The 21,785-nt window shown below is 72.0% G+C and carries 12 protein-coding genes and 1 pseudogene; 3 read left to right on the forward strand and 10 right to left on the reverse strand.

Going from position 1 to position 21,785, the window contains the following annotated elements:
• Positions 1–237: 237 nt before the first annotated feature.
• The 5 genes from CP978_RS27875 to CP978_RS27890 form a co-directional block, all read right to left on the reverse strand.
• On the reverse strand, positions 238–795 hold the full coding sequence (locus CP978_RS27875; RefSeq protein WP_221501003.1) for a hypothetical protein: 558 nt from the start codon (positions 793–795) through the stop codon (positions 238–240).
• 817 nt (positions 796–1,612) lie between these two features.
• Positions 1,613–2,023, reverse strand: a complete 411-nt coding sequence (locus CP978_RS27880; protein ID WP_043445288.1) for a hypothetical protein — start codon at positions 2,021–2,023, stop codon at positions 1,613–1,615.
• An 8-nt stretch (positions 2,024–2,031) separates the two neighbouring features.
• Positions 2,032–3,276, reverse strand: a complete 1,245-nt coding sequence (locus CP978_RS27885) for an SPFH domain-containing protein (protein WP_079162346.1) — start codon at positions 3,274–3,276, stop codon at positions 2,032–2,034.
• A gap of 38 nt (positions 3,277–3,314) precedes the next feature.
• Positions 3,315–3,485 carry a hypothetical protein gene (locus CP978_RS35035; RefSeq protein WP_158508358.1) on the reverse strand — a complete coding sequence of 57 codons (171 nt, stop codon included), beginning with the start codon at positions 3,483–3,485 and terminating at the stop codon, positions 3,315–3,317.
• Between the two features lie 193 nt (positions 3,486–3,678).
• Positions 3,679–4,593: an RNA repair domain-containing protein gene (locus tag CP978_RS27890; RefSeq protein ID WP_043445290.1), complete on the reverse strand. Its 915-nt coding sequence runs from the start codon at positions 4,591–4,593 to the stop codon at positions 3,679–3,681.
• Between the two features lie 152 nt (positions 4,594–4,745).
• On the opposite strand from CP978_RS27890, the pseudogene CP978_RS36265 reads away from it, so the two are divergent.
• The 3 genes and pseudogenes from CP978_RS36265 to CP978_RS27905 all read left to right on the forward strand — a co-directional run.
• A pseudogene (locus tag CP978_RS36265) lies at positions 4,746–5,300 on the forward strand (TerD family protein); the annotation flags it as partial.
• Between the two features lie 579 nt (positions 5,301–5,879).
• Positions 5,880–6,560: a hypothetical protein gene (locus tag CP978_RS27900; protein WP_043445294.1), complete on the forward strand. Its 681-nt coding sequence runs from the start codon at positions 5,880–5,882 to the stop codon at positions 6,558–6,560.
• 79 nt (positions 6,561–6,639) lie between these two features.
• Positions 6,640–7,656, forward strand: coding sequence for a DUF2510 domain-containing protein (locus tag CP978_RS27905; RefSeq protein ID WP_043445296.1), 1,017 nt, complete (start codon positions 6,640–6,642; stop codon positions 7,654–7,656).
• Between the two features lie 56 nt (positions 7,657–7,712).
• On the opposite strand, the gene CP978_RS27910 is transcribed toward CP978_RS27905, so the two are convergent.
• The 5 genes from CP978_RS27910 to CP978_RS27930 form a co-directional block, all read right to left on the reverse strand.
• Complete coding sequence (locus tag CP978_RS27910) at positions 7,713–8,906, reverse strand: DUF418 domain-containing protein (RefSeq protein ID WP_043445298.1); 1,194 nt, start codon at positions 8,904–8,906, stop codon at positions 7,713–7,715.
• 343 nt (positions 8,907–9,249) lie between these two features.
• Entirely contained in the window at positions 9,250–9,636 is a 387-nt protein-coding gene (locus CP978_RS27915; RefSeq protein ID WP_043445300.1) for a guanyl-specific ribonuclease, read from the reverse strand.
• 164 nt (positions 9,637–9,800) lie between these two features.
• Positions 9,801–10,664 (reverse strand): RICIN domain-containing protein, encoded by an 864-nt coding sequence (locus tag CP978_RS27920; protein WP_052454322.1) that lies wholly within the window; start codon positions 10,662–10,664, stop codon positions 9,801–9,803.
• Between the two features lie 28 nt (positions 10,665–10,692).
• A complete protein-coding gene (locus tag CP978_RS27925) occupies positions 10,693–13,305 on the reverse strand; it encodes a right-handed parallel beta-helix repeat-containing protein (protein ID WP_150478322.1) in 2,613 nt (870 codons plus the stop codon).
• A complete protein-coding gene (locus CP978_RS27930; RefSeq protein ID WP_052454323.1) occupies positions 13,305–21,623 on the reverse strand; it encodes a hypothetical protein in 8,319 nt (2,772 codons plus the stop codon). Before CP978_RS27930 ends, CP978_RS27925 begins: the two co-directional genes overlap by 1 nt.
• Between the last annotated feature and the right edge of the window lie 162 nt (positions 21,624–21,785).

Raw genomic sequence — 21,785 nt, forward strand, 5'->3', positions numbered from 1 at the left:
CGATCATTCTGCGGCCGGGGCGGACGTATGTACGCATCGGGGGGCTCTTGGCGGGCGCTCGCGGGGTTGAGGGCCCTGACGGCTCGTTGAGCCCGCATGTGCCGGCCACGAATCGAGGCGTCGCGACGGCGGGGGCCGCCGGCGAACCGGCGCCCCCGCCTTCCTGCTGCATGCCGAGAGGACCAGCGCTGTCACCGCGACAACGGCGACGGCTACGGGAACCGGGTGTGCTCGGGCTCAGTTACAGGACCCGACGGTTCCGTAGTTGTCCACGACGACCTTGCCGCTCGCATCCTTCATGTACGAGTAGACCTTGCCGCAGTATCCGCGCTTCTGGTACACCGGACCGGCGTAGGAGCTGAAGGTGCCGAAGTCCTCGTCCGCGGGATCCGCGGTGAAATTGGAGTACAGGCGCACGCCCATGGATCGACTGGCGCCGGTGTCATTGAAGAAGACGGCACAGATCGGCTTGTCGTAGTACCCGGAGCCCGAAGTGCCATTGGTCCAGGTGTAAGTGGATCCGTAGGTGCCGTAGCGGTAAGCACCGGTAGAGATCGTGTAGCCGGAGCCACACACATTGGCAGCGGCGACAGCAGCGACGGAGTTGGCCTCGATGAGACGTCTCGTCTCTGCCGATGCCTCCGTGGACACCTGGATGCCGTTGATGTTCACGGTCGAGATGGGCGCATTCGCCTTGAGGGCAGGGTGCTCGGCCGCCGATGCAGCCGGAGTGGCCGTCATGAGGCCCAGCATCACGGTGGCGGCGATTCCTGAACGTATCACGGCAGACTTCATTCTGACTCCCTTTATGGCATGGAGATGCCATTTCGACGAGTAAATGAACACACGGCAGCCGGCTGGCCAGAAAGGGGATCGACCGCAGGGTCGCCATCGCAAAATTCACACGGAAATGCTGACCGCATGGGTCGAGATATGGAGAAGCTCAGAGGAGTTCCCTGAGCGTCACAACACGTCAGCTGACACGTTGTGAACGGAATGCAACCCTCATGCCCGTCTCCCCCTGTCGCACATTTGGTTGCCGTGCCTCGCGAGAAGGCCCCCGAGTGGGAGCCTCAACTCGCGACCAGTGGAGAGTAGATCAGCCGCACAAGTGGCGACAAGGGTTCTGGCCTGCGGGAATCACGATAGCGGCAACGCGCGTCACCGTGTGTCGCCGAAGCTGATCAACTTTGTCCCGGATTGCTGACGTTCTCGGCAGGCGGCCCGTCCTCGAGGTTCATCGAGACCGGACAGGCGGTTCTCGGCCACTCGCTCGTACTTCAGAAGCATTCCATGACGGCCGTGACCTCAAGAGTTTTGGGTGTGCGTGCAGTTATTGCTGGATCGTGAGATCCGGTCAAAGTCTACGGACTGAAGAGGTGAACGTTTCGATCCCGATCATCACGGGGGGTGACCCCCGCCTGGAATGTGATGTCGCTCACATGCGGGAAATGGTCGTCAATTCCGGCCGGATGTCTCGGGCGAGCGCACCGGGCGGGATTCACGCGGAGGCCTGCGGTTGCAATTGACGAAGAGTCCGCGGAGAGATCACCGAACGCCGCTGCACGACACATGCCATGCGGACCACGACCTGGTGCCGGGCCGGGGAGTGTCACCGTCCGCAGCGGTGGATCCAGTGTGCCCGGCGCTGGTACCGGGCGACCGGTGGGCCGGCCGGTGGGTGATCCGTGTGGGAAGGGTCGGTGGGGGAGGGCGGTGGTGGGGTGTCCTGGGGCGGGTGCAGGCCTTCCGTGGAGTACCGGGTGGTGGCGATGCTGTCCACGATCTGCTGCTCGGTGAAGTTCTCCGAGGCCGGCACATGAGGCACGAAACCGATGAGCACACCGTCGCTGACGATCTCCGCGTCCAGCCCCGATGCGCCGTCGATGTCCCAGAGCGCCTCGACGCCCTCGTCCAGCACGACCCTGATGCCGAACTCGTAGACGCCCGCCTCCACGAGATGGGCCATCACCTTCCGGGCCCGCAGGGCCGCCACCACGCGCTGGGCACGATCGGAATCCATGACGGGCGTCACTCCTCCGAGTTCAGGGCTTCCGACGGGTTCAGGCCTTTACGGACTCGGCCGGCACCGGGCTTCTCGGGCTCCGCCGGAACCTGCTTCCCGGTGGCGGGTGAGGGCATCGTGTGCTGGAGCGAGTCGAGGATGGAAAGACCCTGCGCCACCACTCCCGCCGCCACCTGGTTGATGCCGTCGGTGCCGTTCAGCACGGTGAGTTTGGCCCCGGACATGCCGCGGGCCGCCGCCTCGGCGAGGGCGGGCAGATTCTCCACGACCCGGTTGGCCGCGATCAGTTCCTGATTGCCGTCACGGAGCGAGCCCGCGCGAGCCGTGTTGGCGTCGGCCTGGGCCTGGGCGATCGTGCGCTCGGCGTAGGCGCTTCCGTCGGCCTCGAACCTGGCCCGGTCGCGGCCCGCCTCTGCCAGGGTCCGCTGCCGATAGGCCTCGGCGTCCGCCGGGCGCCGTACCTCCGCCTCCAGCCGCTGGGCCGCCAGTCCGGCCTGACGCTGTGCCAGGGCGGTCTGTTCCTCGATGACCTCCTGGGACGCCTTGGCCTGGGCGAGGGGGCCCGCCTGTGCGGCACGGGCGTTGTACTGCTCGGTCTCGGCGGTGAAGCCCGCCCGCTTGATCGCGGTGTCCCGTTCGTACTCGGCCTTGAGCGCGGCGGCCTGCTGCTCCCGCTCGGCCGCCTCCTGATCGGCCTTGGCCTGCGCTATCCGCGCCTGGCTCGCCACCGCGGCGGCGTGCGGTGCGGCCAGGTTGTCGATGTATCCGGTGGCGTCCTCGATCTCCTGGATCTGGAGCGCGTCCACGACGATGCCGAGTTTCTCCATCTCACCGTGGCTGCCCGCCACCACTTCCTGGGAGACCCGGCTGCGCTCCCGGATGATCTGCTCCACCGTGAGTCCGCCGACGATGGAACGCAGATGTCCCGCGAAGATCCGGCCGACCAGCTCCTCCATCCGATGCTGTTCCGACAGGAACCGGCGGGCGGCATTGGCGATCGACACCGCGTCGTCACCCACCTTGAACACGCACACGGCCCGCACGGTCAGCCGGATTCCCTGCTGGGTCACGCAGTCTTCCCTGATTTCCGCCTCCCGCAGGGCCAGCGACAGCATCCGGGCCTTCTGCTTGACGGGGAGGACGAAACTGCCGTGACCGGTGACGATGCGGAACTGGGTCTCCTCGGCCTGCCGTTTGGAGCCGGAGATGAGCATTGCCTCATTCGGTGCGGGGACCTGCCAGAAGAGCATGAGGGACCACCTCGCGTCCTGCGGAACCAAGAAACACTTCAGGCCGGCAGCGGCTCGACGATCACCGAGCGTGCCGAGATGGAGTCGGTCACGATCACGCGGACGTCCTTGGCGACCGGCGCCGCGGCCCAGGCCGCATAGGCTTCCGAGCCGCCCCGGACGGCCACAAGAACTTCCCCGGGACCGTCCTGCGGGATCGCCACCGTCACCTTCCCCAGTGCACCCACAGGACTCTGCGAAGAGTCGTCGGCTGCGCGCATACGCCCTCTTGTCACACGGTCGCCCGGCACTCCTCCACGCTACTCCGCCTGGCTTCGCTTGGCGCATCACACCTGGTGGGGGGCGGGGCGGTGAGGTGGGGCGCCAATCGGAGACGGTGGCGGCGGTGTCCCGGCCAGGGCGTCATCTGTCGGTGATCTCGGAGAGCCATGCCGTGTCCTCCGGGCCCGGTGCTTCGGGACCGGGGGCGGGCAGCCGGCGGAACTCGCCCGTGCGCAGGGCGACCGTGGCCCGTGGTCGCATCGGCCCGTCGCCCCTGCGGGAGAGCAGGACGAGTTCCCAGACCGTCGCCGTCATGGCTCGGAGCCGGTCGGCGCAGTCGGCGGTGACATGTCGCGGATCCCGGGTCCGGCCCAGGGACAGATGGGGGGTGAAGCGCCGGGCGGGCCCGCCGCAGCGCGGGAAGCGGCGGTGGAGCGCTTGGTGCAGGTCCGTCCACGGCTCCTCGCCGGCCGCCGTCGGGTCGAGCCAGACGGTGAAGTACGCCCGGTGCCGGAAGGTGCGTACCCCGTCCAGCCGGGCGGTGAAGACCGGGGTCCGGGCCGTCGCCGCGGTGAGCAGCGGGGCGGCCCGTTCGAAGTCGGACTCCGGCACGAAACCGAAGAGCACATTGACATGCGGCGGCCAGCGGTGGATCTGCGGATCGTGATCCCGGCGGATGTCCTGGACCGGCGGCCACAGCTCCGCGGGCGGGATCCAGGCCACCGCCGTACGGCCCGTCGGGGGCACATCGAGGACGCCGGCGGGCCCACCCGTGCCGGAGCCCGTGCCGAAGCCCGGGGCGGCTCGCGGGTCCCGCACCCGGCCGGCGTCCGATGTGTCGATGCGGTCCGTGCCCGTGGCCCGGTCCCAGACCACCTCGCCGTCCGCCTCGATGAACACCACCCGGTGCCAGGGGATGTCGCCGCCGGGCACGAAGGAAGGCAGCGGGACGCGGGTGAGGGCGTCCCCGCGCTGTCTGATCCCCAGCACGAACCGGGACGGGTCGAACCGCGGATCCCAGCGGACCCGGTGATAGATCTCGTCGCTGGTGCGCATCGCGCTTTCTCTCCCCTCTCCCCTCTCCAGGGTGCCGCGCACTCTGTCCTCGACGGTCGTCCCGACAGTCGCGCAACCCTGGAACTGCGGGCGAGGGCACGCGCGTTGATCTTCATGAAGACGGGGGACAGGAACAGCTGCGGAGGAGTTCGATGAGTGTGCCCTTGGCCAAGGGTGGCAACGTCTCGCTGAGCCGGCAGGCTCCCGGCCTGACGGCGGTCACGGTCGGGCTGGGCTGGCAGACGGATGCCGGGTGTGAGCTGGACGCCAGCGCGCTGTTGTGCGACGGGTCCGGCAAGGTGCTGTCCGACGAGCACTTCGTCTTCTTCAACAACCTGAGCAGCCCTGACGGTTCGGTGCGCCACTCCGGCGGCAGCCCGGTCGTCGGCGACGACCAGCAGATCAGCGTCGACCTCACCCGGGTACCGGGAGAGGTCACGAAGATCGTTTTCCCGGTCTCGATCTACGAGGGAGCCGCCCGCGGCCAGACCTTCGGCCATGTGCCGCGCGCCCACATCCGCGTGCTCGACCAGGAGGGCGGCACCGAGCTCGCCCGCTACGACCTGGCGCCCGGCGGCGCGGCCGACGAGACGGCGCTGGTCTTCGGCGAGCTGTACCGGCACGGCGCGGAGTGGAAGTTCCGGGCGGTCGGCCAGGGGTACGCCTCGGGTCTCGCGGGCATCGCCACCGACTACGGGGTGGACGTCCTGCGTGAGGCCGACCCGGCTCCGGCCCCGGCCCCGGGAACGTACGACCCGCCCCCGCCCGCCTTCGCGCCCGCCGCACCGTCCCTCGTGTCCCCGCAACCACCGACCGTCATCGCACCACCGCAACCCTCCGGGAGCCCCGACATGACCTGCTTCTTCGACCCCGCCCACGGACCCGGCACGACGAGCGTGAGCTGGTACCCGCAGTGGGGCGTGCCCCGGCCGGTCCAGGCGTGCGCCGGCTGTGCACAGCGCGTCCAGACCACCGCGCCGCCCTACTACACTCCGCCCCAGCCGGTGAGCCCGCCGCCCGTGCAGCCGGGGTATCCCCAGGCCCAGCAGGGCTACCCGGCCGCCCCGGTCCAGCAGGGCTACCCGGCTCCCCAGGGCGACCAGCAGCAGGGCGGCCGCCGCTTCGGCACCGGCGCCCTGATAGGCGCCGGCGCGGCGGGACTGGTCGGCGGTGCCCTGCTGAACGAGGCGTTCAGTGACGACGAGCCGGACGTCGTGATCAACAACTACTACGAGGACTGAGCGGCCCCCCCCGCGAGGGCCGGGGCGGGACGAGGAGGGCGGAACATGGCCGGTGTCCGGTCGAGGTGGCGATGGCCGGTGGTCGTGGTCGCCGCCGCCCTCCTCTACGGCGCGATGCGCGGGGCCGGTGGGTCGCCGTCCCCCGCTCCTCCCCGGTCCGCCCCGTCGGCCTCCGCCCCGGCCCCGCCCTCCGGCCCGGCGCGCCCCTCGGCGACGACGGCCGCGGGACCGTACGACCCGGCCGACTACGCCCCCGAGGTCCGCAGGAGGGCCGGGCAGGCGGGCGTCAGCGCCCAGCTGCTGATGGCGATCCTCTACAACGAGTCGTACAAACCCCACGACCCCGGCTTCGAACGGTCCTGGCAGAAGTACAAGCCGGACGCCGCGTTCGGTATCGCCAACATGCACCGTGCCACCTTCGACGCCACCAGGAAGGGCCGTGACTTCGCCGGCCGCGCCTGGGACGAACTGCCCGACGACCGCGACCTCGCCGTCGAGGCCGCGGCCTGGTATCTGCACGACCTCGCCGCCGCGCTGCCCGCCCACCGGACGGGCCCCTACGGCACGAACGACCTGCTGGCCCTCGGCTACAACACCGGCCAGGGCAATATGCTCGCCTTCGCCCGCGGGGCCACACCCGGCAGCCAGGCCAGGTCCTACCTCGACAAGCTGCACGCGAACTGGGCCGAGGCCGGCCGGGCGGTCCGCTCCGGGGAGACCTCATGAGCCCGGCGGCGGCGTCTGAACCCCCGGGGGCCACCAGGGCTCTCATCACACTTTCACGCGTGGCTCATACGGTGGTTCCATGACGCAGGTGACTCCTCCCGGCTGGTACCCCGACCCCGGGCAGACAAATGATGGTCCGGCCACCGAGCGCTGGTGGGACGGCAAGGCGTGGACGGACCATGTCCGCCCCGCAGAACCGGCCGCCCCCTGGGGTCCGCCGGGGCAGGCGCAGGCCGTGGGCGGCCCCCCGGGATTCGGCGCGCAGCCGGGCGCGCCCTTCGGTTTCCCGTATCCCGCTGCCCCGCCCTCCCGCGCACGGCGCAGGATACGGATCGGGGCAGCCGTCGCGGCCGCGGTGCTGGTGCTCGCGGGCATAGGCGGCGGTGTCTACGCCCTCACCGCGCACGACGGCGGCGGGAACTCCGCGGCCGCCCCGGGACAGGGCGGCTCCGGCGGCCAGGATGGCCGGGGCGGCGGCCCCTTCGGCGGACCGGGCGGATCGGGCGGGTCCGGAGGCCCGGGCGGCGAGGCCCCCGTGCCCCAGCGGTCCGGGCAGCCGGGGATCGAGGACGGTTACGCCACCGACATCGTCAACGGCATCAGCATCCCCGTGCCGGACGGGTGGAGCGGCGGGACCATCGACGGCGGCGCGGCGCTCGACTCGACGCATCAGTACGCATGCCCGGGGGACACCTCGCAGAGCTGCACCACCGGCGGGGCGTACTCGGCGTCCGCCGAGGCGCAGGGGCTGACGGCCACCACCGCGGAGGCGGCGGCCAAGCAGGACATCGCCAAGAACGCCGAGGAATCGTACGGAACGGGCTACGGCGGGATCACCTCGCACAAGGTGCTGGCCTCCAGGGCCGTCACCGTGGCCGGGCAGCAGGGCTACCTGGTCCGCTGGAAAGCGGTCACCGGCAAGGGCTCCGACGGCTATGTCGAATCGCTGGTCTTCCCGTCGCCCGCGAACACCGCGAGGCTCGTCGTGATCCGGATGGGCATCGACGTCGGGAAGAACGCGCCGGATCCCTCCGTGCTGGACCGGATCGCCCGGGGCGTCAAGGCCGCGTCGGCCGGTGACGGACAGCACGTCTGAGTCGTCGCGCGCCCCCTGTCCGGCCGTGCGCCGCACGGCCGGACAGGGGGCGCGGCTCAGCCGATGTGCCGGGCCAGGCCCGTCGCCCTGGTCATCAGCCATTCGAGGGGGCCGCGCCGCTGGAAGCGCGACCAGACGGTGGCGAACACCATGGCGGCCGCGATGAAGCCGAACAGCACGTGCAGCGGTGATCCGGGCAGCTCCTCGATGCCCAGGAAGCGGATGCCGAAGAGGTGGAAGACATACGCGGTCAGTGACATGGAACCGACGGCGATGACCGGCCGGGCCAGGGACCGGAGCCGAGGGAGGGCGTCCGTCGCGGCCAGGCACGCGATCACGGCCAGGAGCGCCACGCCGGTGCTGCCCACGATCGACAGGGTGGTCTCGCTGTGCGGGGAGGCGGCCAGCAGCCAGGCGGGGGTGTCCCCGGAGGGATAGCCGGCCGCGTCGGACCACCACACGCTCGCCGCACCCCCGGCCGAGGTCGATGCGTCGATGGCGCGGGCGACGCCGGGAAAGGCGTGCAGCGCCAGCCAGGAGCCTCCATAGCCGGTGATCATGAGGGCCGCACCCATGAGGGCCAGACGCGCCCGGACGGCGGTGGCGGCCAGGTCCAGGCGGGCCACGGCCATACCGGCGATCACGAACGGGATCCAGGTCAGGGCCGGGTAGGTGCCGGTGAAGAGCAGCGAGAGGATGCCGTCGGGCTCACCGGGCGAGCGGACGTCACCGTTGCCGAGCATCTGCTGCACCCCGTAGAGCACCTGGGGCAGCACCAGGGCCGTTCCCGCGGCGATCACCGCCAGGGGGCCGGGGCCGAGCCGGTACAGCGGCAGTACGAGCAGGAAGTAGAGGCCGTAGAAGGCAAGGATCACATCGACCGGGGTGCCGCTCATGGTCAGGGCGGTGCCCAGGGCCAGCAGGATCACGGCCCGGATCACCACCTTGGCCACTGCCTGGCGCCCGTCCCGCCCGGTCCTCGGCGCCCTGCGCCCGGTGATGAGAACGACGGCGAAGCCCGCCAGGAAGGCGAAGAGCGCGGAGGACCTGCCGTGGGTCAGCTCCATCAGGAAACCGGTGACACCCCCCTGGTCGGCGTCGGGTCCCACATGGGCCGCGTACATGCCGAACACCGCGAGTCCGCGGGCCAGGTCCAGCCCGATCAGCCGACTCGCCGGTGCCTTCCCGCCGGGGTGCACGGGGGCCGGGGTGTCTACCGCAGGAGTTGCGACGTCTGTGTACTGAGTCATGCCTTCCAGGGGGGGAGAACGGGCCGGTCGCCGGGCGACGGCAGCGGGCCGACCGCCCCCGCGATCCGGCGGAGGTTCACCTGCCGGGTCGGGCCGGAGCCCCGGACGGCCGGGGCGGCTCCACGAGCGGCGGCTTCGGACGAGCGCGGCAGATGGCGACAGCCACCGGCCGGTGTCCTCTCGAATGTACAGCCGACCGCCGCGAAGAGAAGTGAGCCGGACCACACGCACCGGGCGCCTGGCGGCGGACCCGGCCCCCCCCGGGGGCTCGGCGGCATGACGTGCGGATGCCGAAAGGCCCTGGGAGCGGGGCACTCCCAGGGCCTTTTCGGCGGGGTCGGTCTCAGCAGCCGAAGTTGATCAGGTTGAACGTGACGTAGTGGTCCGCGGTGTAGTAGTCCTCGTTGGTCTTCTTCCCGGTCACGATGCGGCGGGCGCCACGGGTCGATTCGCCGGGGGTCTTCACCGTGTACTCGTGGTAGTAGCCGCTGGACTGGCTGGGCAGGACGCCTTCGCGGTTCTGGAAGACCACGCCGTCCTGCGAGTAGGGGAAGGGGCCGCCCTTGTCGATCAGCTTCAGAGTGTCGTACGCCTGGGAGGGCAGCTTGCTGTAGCAGATGCTGCCGACCGCGGCGCTGGCGGTGGGGGCGGCGACGGTGCCGCCGATGAGCAGGGCGGACAGGACGGCGACGGAGGCACCGATACGGGTGATGCGCGGGGGGATCCTCATGCCCTCATGATGACGCGCGTAGATAGTGTCATGTCAACGACAAGCGGTGAGAGTTTTCCGTCAAGTCCGAGGATGTTTCGCGGAGTTAACCCGAGACGGTGCATTCGTCAGAGGTCCTTCACCGCGGAGGCCGGGCGGTCGCCCGCCCGGGCCGGGGGACCGGGTCAGGGCACGTTCCACTTCTGGGCCGCATTGCCCGAGCACCAGGCGATCTGCAGGGGCGTCCCGTTCGCCGTGCCGGCGCCGGCCACGTCGAGGCATTTGTCGGCCGCGACGTTGACGATGTCGTGGCCGGCGGAGTGGCGCCACTGCATGACGTCGGTCGCATCGCAGGTGTTCATCACGACCCGGGCGCCGTCCAGCGTGGAGCGGCCGGCCGTGGTGAGACAGCGGCCGTTCTTGCGGAGGGTGCCGTCGGAGGCGAACTTCCACTGCTGGTCGGCGCTGCCGTTGCAGGGGTAGAGCTGGAGCGCGCTGCCGACGAGCTGCACACACTTGCCGACGAACGCGTCGTAGCGGCCCGAGATGGCGCCGACCGGCCCGGAGACTTCCTGCGCGGGTGCCTGCGCCTTCTCGGTCTTCGGGGTCGTCGCGGCCGGCTTCTTGGTCGGCTTCTCGGCCGGCTTCTCGGCCGTGTCGGAGGTGGTCGGCTCCGTCTTCTTCTCCTCGGTCCGCGGAGCGTCGGGCGCCACGGGCGGCTGCTGGACGGTGATGTGCTCCACCGTCTTCTGCTGCTGCGCGGGCTTCTCGCCCGGGGAGGCGGAGGACGCCGACGGGGTGGGCTCGCTCGAGGACGGCGATCCGGGCTCCGCCGCCACGGGCGCGGCGGACGCGGCGGTCACGGTCGTCGCGTCCTGGCCGTCGTCGCCGAACCTCACATGCTGCGCCAGCGAGGCGGACAGGGTGACCGTGGCGGTCGCGGCGGCGGTCCAGCCGACCGTCGCCCAGACCCGGCGGCCGGGGACCAGGCCGCGCGGGGCACGGGCCGGCTTGTCGCGGAAGGTGTCGGCGAAGCGCTGCGAGGACATGACGATCGGGCTCCAGAGGGATCGGGGATTACTGCAGGTCCTGCTCGTCCAGCTGGATGAGCTGGGCGGAGTCGGGCGAGACCAGCTCGGCGACCCGCAGCGCCTGCCGCTCCGTCATCCGCTGGAAGAGCTGACGGGCGGTGCGCCCGTTGCCGAACTGGGCGTTGCGCGGGATCCGCTCGACATACGAGGTGAGCGCCCGGTGGGCGTCGGCGGTCAGCTCGTACTGGTGCCGCTGGGCGTGGTGCTCGACGATGCTGACCAGCTCGGCCGAGGTGTAGTCGGCGAAGAGCAGGGTGCGGGTGAAGCGGGAGGACAGGCCCGGGTTGGAGGTGACGAAGCGGCTCATGTCGTCCGGGTAGCCGGCGGCGATCACCACGACCTCGTCCCGGTGGTCCTCCATGAGCTTGACCAGGGTGGCGATGGCCTCCGTGCCGAAGTCGTTGGCGGCGCCCGCCGGGACCAGGGCGTACGCCTCGTCGATGAAGAGCACCCCGCCGCGGGCGCGATGGAAGGCCTCGGTGGTCTTGGGCCCGGTATGGCCGACGTACTCGCCGACCAGCGCGCTGCGGTCGACCTCCACCAGATGGCCCCGGGTGAGCAGACCGAGGGCCTTGAGGAGCCGCCCGTAGAGACGGGCCACCGTGGTCTTGCCGGTGCCCGGGTTGCCGGCGAAGACCAGATGGCGGCTGAGCGGCGGCGCGGGCAGCCCGGCCTGCTCCCGCAGTCGTACCGTCTGCATCAGCTTGACCATGCCGCTCACATCGCGCTTCACCCCGTCCAGACCGACCAGCTCGTCCAGCTCGGCCAGCAGGTCCTCCAGGGTCTCCGGCTCCGGTTCGGGCTCGCCCTGCTGCCACAGGTCCGCCGCGCCCGCCGCCGGCGCCCCCTCGGCCGCCGGGGCGTCCGGGCGGTCGGAGGAGACGGGCGTGAGCGGACCCGGCGGGGGCGCGCCCGTGCGGTCCGCCAGCGCCGGCAGCACGGCCGTGCGCACCCGGACGGCCGCGCAGTCCTCGAACACCGGCTGCGCCCCGTCGGAGAGCCCCACGTCCTGTCCGCAGTCGAACACCCGGCAGCCGCGGAACCGTACGTCCGCGCCCTTGCCGATGTGCAGCGCGGGGAACGCGGAGCGCGACAGATCGCAGTGGTCGAACGTGCCGGTGACGGCCTCCCCGGCCAGGATCCCGTTCTTCTGACAGTCCTCGATCCGCACCGCGCGCACCTCGGCGGCGGCGCCCCGCTCCAGCACCAGCCCGCTGCCCATCGCCCCGGCGACCGTGCCGCCGGCCATCCGCAGCCGGCCCCCGGTGTCCACGGCCACGCCCGCGCCACCCACCTCGGCCACCCGGGTGCCGGCCAGCGCGGCCGAGGACTCCACGCCCACCTCGACACCGCTGCGCCGCTGCCCGGCCACCCAGCAGTCCCGCAGTTCCGACGGCTCCTCGGCGGTGGACCGCAGCCGTACGCCGGTCTCGCCGCCCGTCACCCGGACCGCGTCGAGGACCGCGCGCGCCTCGCCCTCCACATGCACTCCGCAGACGACGAAGCCGTCCAGGGAGCTGTCCGCCACCTCGGCCCGCGCCCGCTCGGCCGCCGCGAGACCGTGGTCGCCGGTGCCGCGCACCCGGCAGCCCGTCACCCGGGCGTGCGCCTGCCCGCCCAGGTGGAGCGCGGTGGCCCCGGTCCGGTCGAACTCCGAGTCGGCGAGGGTCACCGTCGCGGCGCCGGTGGCGAGGACCGCGTGCCCGCCGGGCTCGGTCACCCGGCAGCCCCGCGCGGTCAGCCGGGCCGCCTCGTCGGCCGTCACGCCGTTGCCGCCGGCCCCGTTGATCCGGCAGTCCGTCAGCTCGGCCCCCGCCTGGTGCGAGACCTGGACCCCCGATCCGGCCGGCCGCTCGATCCGGCAGGCGTCGAGCAGGGCCTCGGCGGCGTCCTGCACCAGCACCCCGTTGCGGCCCACTCCGGTGAGCACACAGTCCGCGGCCAGCAGCCGGCCGTTGCCCCGGGCACGCAGCGCGGAGCCGGAGGTCTCCTCGATCCGCAGCCCCTCGGCGAGCAGCACCGCCGAGCCGGAGAGCACCGCGCCGATGCCCTCCACCTCATGGATCAGCGTGTCCTCGACGCGGGCCCGCGCGTCCCCGGTCAGATGCAGTGCCGTGTTCCGCACGGAGCCCAGCCGGGTGCGGCGCAGCAGCAGCACCCCGCCGCCGTCGACGGGGTCGGACAGCTCGGCGGACAGGTCGTCGTCGAGTCCCAGGGCCGTGTTGGCCACCGCGGAGGCGCCCGACGCGGAGCCGGTCACCTCGACCCGGCCGCCGCTCAGTTCGCAGTCGGCGAGGGTCAGCCCGGCCGCGTCGGCGACCCGGACCAGTACCTCCGCCGGGTCCGCGCCCCGCAGCACCAGACCGGTGAGCACACAGCCCGGGGCGGTCACGGTCAGGGCGGGCCCGCCGGGGGAACGCAGCTCCACCGAGCCGGAACCGGCCTCCGGCTCCAGCGTGACGCGCCGGGTGAGCCGCAGGGACTCCTCGTAGCTGCCCGGCGCGATCCGCACCACGGCGCCGGCGGGCGCGGCGGCCAGGGCGGCGGTGAGGGTGCGGTGGGCGCCCCGGCCCTTCGGTGCGACGTGGACGACTGTCATCACTGCCCCCCGTTCGCGCCCGGTGCCTCGCCCGAGCCCTGGTAGTAGCCCGGCTGGGCGGACTTGACGATCGCCCCCGACAGAAACAGGTTGGAGAAGATCTTGTCCACCAGCTTGCCCAGGCCGCCGACGGCGAAGATGTCGAAGAAGCCCTGGCGGTGGTACCAGCGGCCGCCGAGGTTCTGGATGATCATCGTACGGCCCAGGCCGGTGGTGAGGGCGCCGGCCAGGCTGCCCGCGGCGCCAAGCGCGCCCGCCAGCAGGGCGTCCGAGCCGGAGAGATGGTGGACATGGCCGTCCTTGTCCTTCACTCCGAAGATCGCGGAGGACGCGGCCCCGCCGACGAATCCGGAGACGGCGCCGCTGACCAGGCCGACCCCGAAGTCGTAGGTGCCCGACCGCCAGCGGGTCACCTTCTCGTTGCCGGCGAACTCGGCCGCCCAGGAGTCGTCGTTGGGGCGGCGGGTGAACGGGTTGCCCTGGTCGATCTGGCTGAGCCCGGTCTTCCAGGGGCCACCGCGGTGGGCGGCGAAGTGCCCGGCGCTGAAGGTCCCCTTCACACTGGCGCCGACGGTCGCGCCGAAGGCGGCGCGGGCGACGTCCTTGGGCGTGAACGGGGTTCCGTTGACGGCGCTGACGATGCCGGAGACGATGAGGTTCATCGTGAAGTCGAGCACCCACTCCTGCACGAACTCCACGGCGAGCGCGGTCGCGACCCGGCCGAGGAACGGGGTGGTGGTGGAGACGCCGTTCGCGGTGGCGCCCCACTCCCAGCGGTTGACCTCGCGCAGCATCCGGCTGTAGCCCCGGTACTCGTTGAACGCGCCGGTGAAGTTGGTCTCCCGGCCGATCAGCGAGACATTGGTCCGGCCGAAGGTGTCGGTGTCGGTGTGCCAGACGTACCCCGGGATGGTCCGCTCGTCGATCATCGTGACGCCGTCGGCGCCGAACCGGCGCCACTGCTTGTGCCAGTCCTCGCTCTCCAGGAAGGTGCCGTCCGACAGCTCGACCTTGCGGCCCAGTTCGAGGCCGTTCTCGTACTCCTTGAAGACATGCGGGTTGTGGGTGCCGCCCGGGTCGGGCAGATACTCGCGGACCCGGTGCGGGGCGTCGGTGAACCATCCGGCGCCGGCGGGCTTGGCGGGGATCTCCTGGATCTTGAGGTTGCCCTGGCCGGCCAGGTGGTCCTCCCAGCGGGCGCCGGGCTCCCACCGCATCAGCCCGTTGCCGTCCGCGTCGAACCAGTGCCGCACCCGGTCGGCGGGCCCGGTGCCGAAGGCCTTGATCTCCCCGTCCGCGCCGGTCTTGTTCCAGTGCCAGGTCTCCCGGCCGCCCGGCCCGCGCACCGCCCAGGCATCCACGGTGGTGCCGTCCTTGAACAGATGGTGTTCGCGGATCAGCCGGTCGCCCAGGAAGTCCTGGTACGACTCCCGGTCCCAGCCCCAGCGGGTCATGTCGCCGCGGTTGAAGTTGAGTTTGCGCACGCCGTCGTTGCCGAGGCTGTCGTGCCAGCGCAGTTCCCCGCCGCGCAGCATGTCCGTGGTGGTGACCTGGACCGGCAGGCCGCCACCGGTGTGCGGCTCGGGCCAGGTGTCCTGGCGGGCGACGACCAGGCCGTGGTGGTCGTAGTGGGTCCAGTCGCCGGCACCGGCGTGTCCGGTGCGGGCATCGGGGCCGGGCGCCGGGCGGTAGTCGATCACTGTGCCGTCGTCCAGGCCGACCCGGACCACGTTCCACTGCTTGCCCGCGTCCGGGGTGTACCAGTCGCCGTCGGCGAGGTCGTCGGTGACCTTGTCCTGCCAGCGGATGCGCCGGGTGTCCACGCCGGGGAGGTCGGCGAAGTCGGTGCGGTCGAAGGTGCGATGGCCCTGCGGCCTGCCCTCGCCCTGGGACCAGGGCAGATGGCCGTCCCGGTGGCCCACTCCGTCCGGCAGCTTCACATCGCCGGCGGTGACGGTGTCGCCGCCGAGCAGCTTGCGGGTGTCGCGGAGGATCTCGCCGTCGCGGGCGATGTCGGTGATCGCGCCGTTCTGGCTGACGAACCGCACGCCCTGGGTGACGGTCTTCCCGTCGGCCGAGGTCTGGGTCCAGTGATGTATCTGGAGCTTGCTGTCCTTCGCGAGCCAGGGCACGTTGTCGAAGTTCACGGCGCGGTAGTCGCCGCTCGCCAGCCAGCGGAAGGCCACCGGGGGGCGCTGCTCGGCGAACCGCCGGCTCTCCAGGAAGTCGCCGTTCTTGAGCGTCAGTCCGCGTCCGTTCTCCTTGCCGTGCGCCGACCAGGAGGTGAAGTCCTTCTTCGGTACGCCGTCCGCGCCGATCTCCAGCTGGTGGTAGCGGCGCACATCGTGCGTGCTGAGGGTGAAGCGGCCCCACTTCTCGTGCGCCACGACCGAGTCGCCCGAGTGCGGATGGACCATGGTGTCGGTGTAGCCGCGGCCGGGCCCCCAGGACCGGGTGCCGTGCGCGATCTCCTTGAACTCGGCGTCGAAACGGGTCCAGTCCGTCGTCGCGAGGCTCTGGGCGAACGGATGCCGGTCCAGGTTCGCCAGGACATGGCCGCCGTCCGGGTTCTCCTGGAAGTGGCGTACCCGGGTGTCGACGCCCTTGGACGTCGTCACATCGAACCAGCTCCGGCCGCTCTCGCCCCAGTGCCGGGTGCCGACCCGGGCCACGCCGCCGTTGGCGTCGAACTCCGTCCACACACCGCGCTGGTTGAGCCGCCCGAAGGTGCCGACGCCCGCCGTGGAGTGGTACGCGTCCACCGAGTGCCCGTTCGGCAGCGGGCGCCGTTCCATGACCTCCACACCGGAGCCGCTGAGCAGCTTGACCCGCCCGTTGCCGAGGCCCTTGGTCTCGACGGTGCCGAAGTCGTACCAGTGGCGGGCGCCGTGCTGCGCGACCGCCTGGCCGGCCCCGTCCAGGGTGACCCGCTGCCAGGTCGGCTTGCTCCCGTCCGCCGGGTGGGTGACCAGCAGATGCTCGTTCGGCTTGGGGACGCCCTTGTCGATGACGTTGATCCGCTGCTCGGTGAGCTTGCCGTGCACGTCGTACACCGTGAACTCGCCGCTGCGGGGGCCCGTGGTGTGGTCGAAGCGGTAACCGCCGCCGGGGTCCCGGGCGAACGTCCCGTGCCCAGCCGGGGGGACGGCGGTCAGGTCGCCGTCGAGCAGCGCATGGGTGTCCGTGCGCACGAAGCGGGTGCCCACGCTGTCGGAGAGCTGCACCATGTCGAACTGGTGCGCGCCCTGGGCGTCGGTGACATGGAAGATATGGGCGCCGTCGGCGGGCGGGGTGATGGTGTGCTCCAGGCCGCCGCCCGCGCCGTGCAGCCGTACCTCGCCGTTCGCGGTGGTGACCCGGAAGCCGCCGCCGGGACGGGCGGTGACCGTGTTGTCGGCGACCCTGGCGAGGTCGCCGTCGAGCAGTTCCAGGCCGCCGCCCGGGTGCAGCCGTACGGCCGTCCCGTCGGCGAGGGGGGTCAGGGTGTGCAGCAGGGTGCCGTCGTTGCCGTGCACCCGGATGCCGCCCGGTCCGTCGACGACGAGGGTGCCGTCCGCGCGGGAGGTGAGGGTGTGGTGCGGGACGGGCGCGCCGTCGGCGGCGTGCAGGGTCGGCGCGCCGCCGCCGGTGGTCGGCACATGCACGAGGTGGTCCGTGCCTGCCAGCGCGACGACATGGCCGGTCTGGCCGCCCTGGGCGTCGAGCGTGACATGGCCGTGCGGGCCCTGGACGCGGAAGCCGTCGGCGCCCGGGACCACCCGGGCGCCGTCCAGACGGGGCGTCGCACCGTCGGCGCCGAGGCGGATGTCCCGGCCGCGGTAGAGGCCGTCCTGGACGGTGAGCAGATTGTCGGTGTGGACGCCCCGGCCGTCGTAGACGGTGGTGCGGTTGCCGCCCGCGGGGACATGGAACTCGGTGCCGACGCGGGTGACCGGGCCCTGGGCGATCCCGTCCGCGTTCACCCGCAGCGGGGCGCCGCCGCCCACCGGGAGGTGGACCAGGTCCTGGGTGCCCTGGAGCGGGACGACTTCATGGGTGTACCGGCCGTCGGCGTCGACGACGGCGTGGTGGCCGTCCTCCTGGATCCGGAAGCTCCCGTCGTGCTGGCGGACGACCCGGGCGTCGCCGAGAGCGCCGGTCCCGTCGAGGTCGACATGCAGGGTGCGGTGGTCGAACGGTCCGCCGTGCAGGTCGAGCAGGTCGTGGGTGTGGGCGCCGCCGAGGTCGTGGACGGTGGTGTGGTGCGGGGGGCCGGGGACATGGAGTTCGTCGCCGACCCGGGTGATCGGTCCCCGTGGGTGTCCGTCCGCGTCCAGACGCATCGGTATGCCGGTGTTCCGGTCCAGATGGACCAGGTCGCCCGTGCCCTGGAGGGTGACCACGTCATGGGTGTGGACGCCCTGTGCGTCGGCCACGAGGTGGTGGGTGCCGTCGTCGATGCGGTAGCCGTGGGGCTGCGGGCGGACGGTGGCGCCGGGGATGTCGTTGCCGGCGGCGTCGACCAGGTGATGGTTCGCCAGGTTGACATAGGCGCTGTCCTGGACGTCCAGTGCCGTGTGGGAGAAGCGGCCGTCGGCGGTGTGGACGTCGACGACGCCCTGCCCGTTGCGGGGGCTGTGCACATGGAGGACGTCCTGCACCGGGGTGACGGTGACGGTGCCGTGGACCCGGGCGCCCGCGTCGGTGATCTGGAACGTCCGGCCGTCGTGGGCCGGCAGCACGAACAGGCCGTCCGCGGCGCCGCCGCCCGTGAGCCGGGTGCCGGCCCGGGTGCCGAGGCCGGTCGCCGGGTCGTAGAGCTGGAAGCCGCCCGGGGTGGGCAGCACCAGCTCGCCGCCGTGCAGGCCGAGCGGCCCGCCCGGCACCGCGGTGCCCTCCACGTGCCGGACGGCGCCGCTGCCCGGGTCGATGCCGACCGTCGCGCCGGAGTGGGTGCCGTCCTGAAGGGTGATCAGGCGTTCCTCGCCGAGCGGCCGCAGACCGTTCGGGTCGACGGCGAAGTCCAGGCTGCGGACCTCGACCGCGTTCACGGGCTGTCGTACGTTCACGATCTGGGCGCCGTGCGCGTCGGTGGTGACCCGCGGGTGGACCACGGGCGTGCCGCCGTCGGGCACGACCTGCCGGACGTCGACGATCCGGCCGGGCGTCTCGCCGAAGCGGATCTCGATGCTGTGCCCGCCCGTGCCGGGCAGGTCGAGGACCCGGGAGTGGACGGCGGGAGCGGGCACCAGGGCGGGGCCGGGCACCGGGGCGGGCACGGCGTTCGACGGGCCCACCAGGGCCGGAGCGCCGGAGACGGCGGGGACGGGCGCGGTGTCCGCCCGCGGGGCGGTGGGCATCAGCTCGATGTCGTCGGAGGCGCCCGCGGGCAGATGCTGCACATCGCCGAGGCGCGGGTAGTCCGGGGCCTGGAGCGCGTAGTTCCAGCGGTCCGTGCCGCCGCCCGGCAGACCGCGTTCCACGCGCAGCACGTCCTGACCGCCCACCACCTCGTGCACGGCGGTGACGCCCGGGACGCCCTGCGGGTTGTGGACCGTCAGGTTCGTCCCGTGCGGGCCGTTGCCGATGTGGACCTCGACACGGACGCCGGGCAGCGAGGGATCGATCTGGGCGAAGGTGTGCTCGAAGTTGAGCCCGCCCACCTGCATCATCCGCACCTCGATCGTCTGGTGCGCGAGGATGGCCAGGTCCACCCGGCCCAGCTTGAACGGGTCCGCGACGAGGGCGCCGGGGCCGGGAGCGGCCAGGCCGCCCGTGGTGGCCGGGGTGGGGGCCGGCGTCGGAGTGATGTGGGAGACGGAGACCGCCGGCGGGACGGCGGGGGTGTCGAGCCGGCCGGTGACCGGGGCGGAGGCGTCCAGGCCGGTGGTGGACAGGGCGGGCGGCTGGATCGCGGCGGCGTGCACCGAGGGCGCGTCCACCTGTGCCACCGGGACCGCCGGGGCGTGCACGGCGCCGGCGTGGGGAGCCGCCGTCTCCAGATGGGGCGCGGCCACCGCCGGGCTCTCCGCCTGGTGCACATCGATCGCGGGGAGGTCCACCTGGCCCACCGAGGGGACCTCGACGCGGGACGGCGCGGGAACGTCGATCCCGATGCCCGAGCCGCCCGCACCCGGGACGTGCACCTGACCGACCGAGGGGGTGGTGATGCCGTTGGCCGAGGAGTTGCCCCCGGGCACGTCGACATGACCGACCGAGGGAGTGGTGATGCCGTTGACCGAGGTGCCGACCCCGGGAACGTCCACGCGGCCCGGCGACGGCGCCGTGATGCCACCGGTGGCGGAGGAGACTCCCGGTACGTCGACCCGGCCCACCGACGGCACGGTGATCCCGGTGGACGAGGCGCCCGCGGCCGGCGCCTCCACCCGGGCGACCGGCGGCACATCCACCCGGGGCATCCCGCCGATCGCGGGGAGGTCGCTCAGCCGGGCGCCCATGCCGGGTGTGTCGATCCGGGTGACCGTCGGCCCGTGGGCCACCGAGCCCAGGCTCGGCACATTGATCTGTCCCGGCGACGGCATGTCGGCCAGGCCCGCCGACGGCACATGGACGGCGCCGACGGAGGGCGTGTGGACCGCGGGGGTCGCAAGGGCCTCGCCGCCGAGGGACGGCATCTCGATCCGGGTCACCCCGGAGCCGGGGGTGTTCAGATGCGGAACCCCGATCTGCTGCACCGTCACCGAGCCGACGCCATGGCCGGCCGCCGGGACCGACGGCACGTTCAGCCCGTTCAGACCGGGCGTCGACACCGAGGTCACCGGGCCCAGCTGCGGCAGATGGATGCCGTCCATCCCGCTGAGCCCGCCCGGCGTCGGCAGGTCCACCAGGCGGGCCCCGATGCCGGGCGTGGAGGAGGAGAGCGAGCTGATCCCGTGGAAATCGCCGAGCGCGACCGTCCCGATCGAGTCGCTCATCGAGAGCGTCCGCAGCGTGCCGACCCCCGCACCCAGCCCGCTGCCCGGGGAGTTCGGGACGAACTGGCTGAGGTGGAGGGACGACAGCGAACCCAGGCCCTCGCCGGCCCGCGCGATGTCCAGACCGGCCGCGACCCCGCCGCTGATCTTGCTGCCGGCGCCGAGGAAATGGCCGCCCGCGAAGGCGCCGTACCGGTACATGCCGAAGATGCCCCGGTCGATGACGCCGACCTTGAGCGCGAAGGCCAGCCCGTGCCCGAGTTCGTCGCCGGCCACCGGCAGGAAGAGCCGCAGCCCGTTCAGCCCGCGCACGCTGTTCAGCATGCCGCTCCCGACCGCGCTGCCCAGGCCCTTGAGCCCGTTGAGTCCGGTCATCAGGGAGCGCAGTCCGAAGAACGTCTTCGCACCCATCAGGTTGATCACGGTCAGCTCGGCGGCGGCCGGCACGAACCGGAAGGAGGTGGCGATCGACTCGCTGCCCATGGTGAAGCCCTTGACGCCCGGCATGAACTTGAAGCCGGCCGTGAACCGCACGCCCTCCAGGCCGTGGATGCCCTTCATCCAGACGCCGGTGACCTTGATGGTGTTGTCGAGGCCGAAGGTCAGCCGGCCGAAGAGCCCGAGCGCGTTCGGGCCGCCGAGGAGGAGCTCCTTGCCGCCCTTGAGGCCGGCGACCCCGATGCTCTTCAGGCCCTTCCACAGGGTGCCGAGGCGGATTCCCTTGGTGGTGGGCGCGATGACGCCGAGGATCGACAGCACCAGATCGGTGACGCTCGCCTTGCCCTGGGAGAAGTCCACCGCCGTCTTGATCAGCAGCGCCACATTGAGCCCGATGGTGAAGAGCGCCAGCGGACCGCCCACGATCATCGCCGGGATGACGAGGATCAACGCCAGCCAGCCCAGCGCCTTCCAGAACTCCTCGCACTCGTCCACCGGTGAGGCGATGCTCTCCGCCGCCCTGCGCAGCGCGCTCGCCGCGGTGCCCGCCGCGTCCGACAGGGTGCTCCTGGCGTCCTCGGCGGTCGCCTTGTGCGTCTCGCGCCCCTCCTCGTCGTCCTCCGCCAGGGCCGCCGCCGCGTTCAGCGCCTCGTCCGCGCGCTGCTGCTGCTCCCGCATCACGCCGACATAGGTGCGCAGCGCCGACTGGGCGTCCTGGTGCGCCTGCCGGAAGGTGGAGACGTAGTTGCGCAGATCGTTGTCGATCACCTTGCGCAGCGCGTCCGCGGTCTCGCCGACGAAGGCGCCGTCCGTGGTGTTCTTGATGTCCGTCAGACCGGCGTCGATGGTGTCGGCCAGACTGATCAGGTCGTCCTGGGAGAGGATCAGCGCGTCGACACGGTCCGGATCCCCGGGTGTCGGGTCGCTGTCCAGGCCGAGGGCATTCCAGTCGCCGGGACGGGCCATCGGGGGCGCTCTCCTTCCGGGGTGCGGGGCAACTGCCGTCCCTACCACGCACCGAGGGTGGGAAAAGGTTCAACCACCGTGCGGAAATCCCCTCACTGAACCTTTCGGGGCCCCTGGTGCGTGGAGGGGGCGGTAGGGAAACCGGGGCGACCCGGCCGACAG

Origin of the sequence: Streptomyces nodosus (genome assembly GCF_008704995.1) — a bacterium.
GTDB classification, from domain to species: Bacteria; Actinomycetota; Actinomycetes; order Streptomycetales; family Streptomycetaceae; genus Streptomyces; species Streptomyces nodosus.

What these genes read in the sequence shown, in the direction of transcription:
- CP978_RS27875 (WP_221501003.1), bottom strand. Translation starts at nt 795, where the DNA reads ATGAAGTCTGCCGTGATACGTTCAGGAATCGCCGCCACCGTGATGCTG.
- CP978_RS27880 (WP_043445288.1), bottom strand. Translation starts at nt 2,023, where the DNA reads ATGGATTCCGATCGTGCCCAGCGCGTGGTGGCGGCCCTGCGGGCCCGG.
- CP978_RS27885 (WP_079162346.1), bottom strand. Translation starts at nt 3,276, where the DNA reads ATGCTCTTCTGGCAGGTCCCCGCACCGAATGAGGCAATGCTCATCTCC.
- CP978_RS27890 (WP_043445290.1), bottom strand. Translation starts at nt 4,593, where the DNA reads ATGCGCACCAGCGACGAGATCTATCACCGGGTCCGCTGGGATCCGCGG.
- CP978_RS27900 (WP_043445294.1), top strand. Translation starts at nt 5,880, where the DNA reads ATGGCCGGTGTCCGGTCGAGGTGGCGATGGCCGGTGGTCGTGGTCGCC.
- CP978_RS27905 (WP_043445296.1), top strand. Translation starts at nt 6,640, where the DNA reads ATGACGCAGGTGACTCCTCCCGGCTGGTACCCCGACCCCGGGCAGACA.
- CP978_RS27910 (WP_043445298.1), bottom strand. Translation starts at nt 8,906, where the DNA reads ATGACTCAGTACACAGACGTCGCAACTCCTGCGGTAGACACCCCGGCC.
- CP978_RS27915 (WP_043445300.1), bottom strand. Translation starts at nt 9,636, where the DNA reads ATGAGGATCCCCCCGCGCATCACCCGTATCGGTGCCTCCGTCGCCGTC.
- CP978_RS27920 (WP_052454322.1), bottom strand. Translation starts at nt 10,664, where the DNA reads ATGTCCTCGCAGCGCTTCGCCGACACCTTCCGCGACAAGCCGGCCCGT.
- CP978_RS27925 (WP_150478322.1), bottom strand. Translation starts at nt 13,305, where the DNA reads ATGACAGTCGTCCACGTCGCACCGAAGGGCCGGGGCGCCCACCGCACC.
- CP978_RS27930 (WP_052454323.1), bottom strand. Translation starts at nt 21,623, where the DNA reads ATGGCCCGTCCCGGCGACTGGAATGCCCTCGGCCTGGACAGCGACCCG.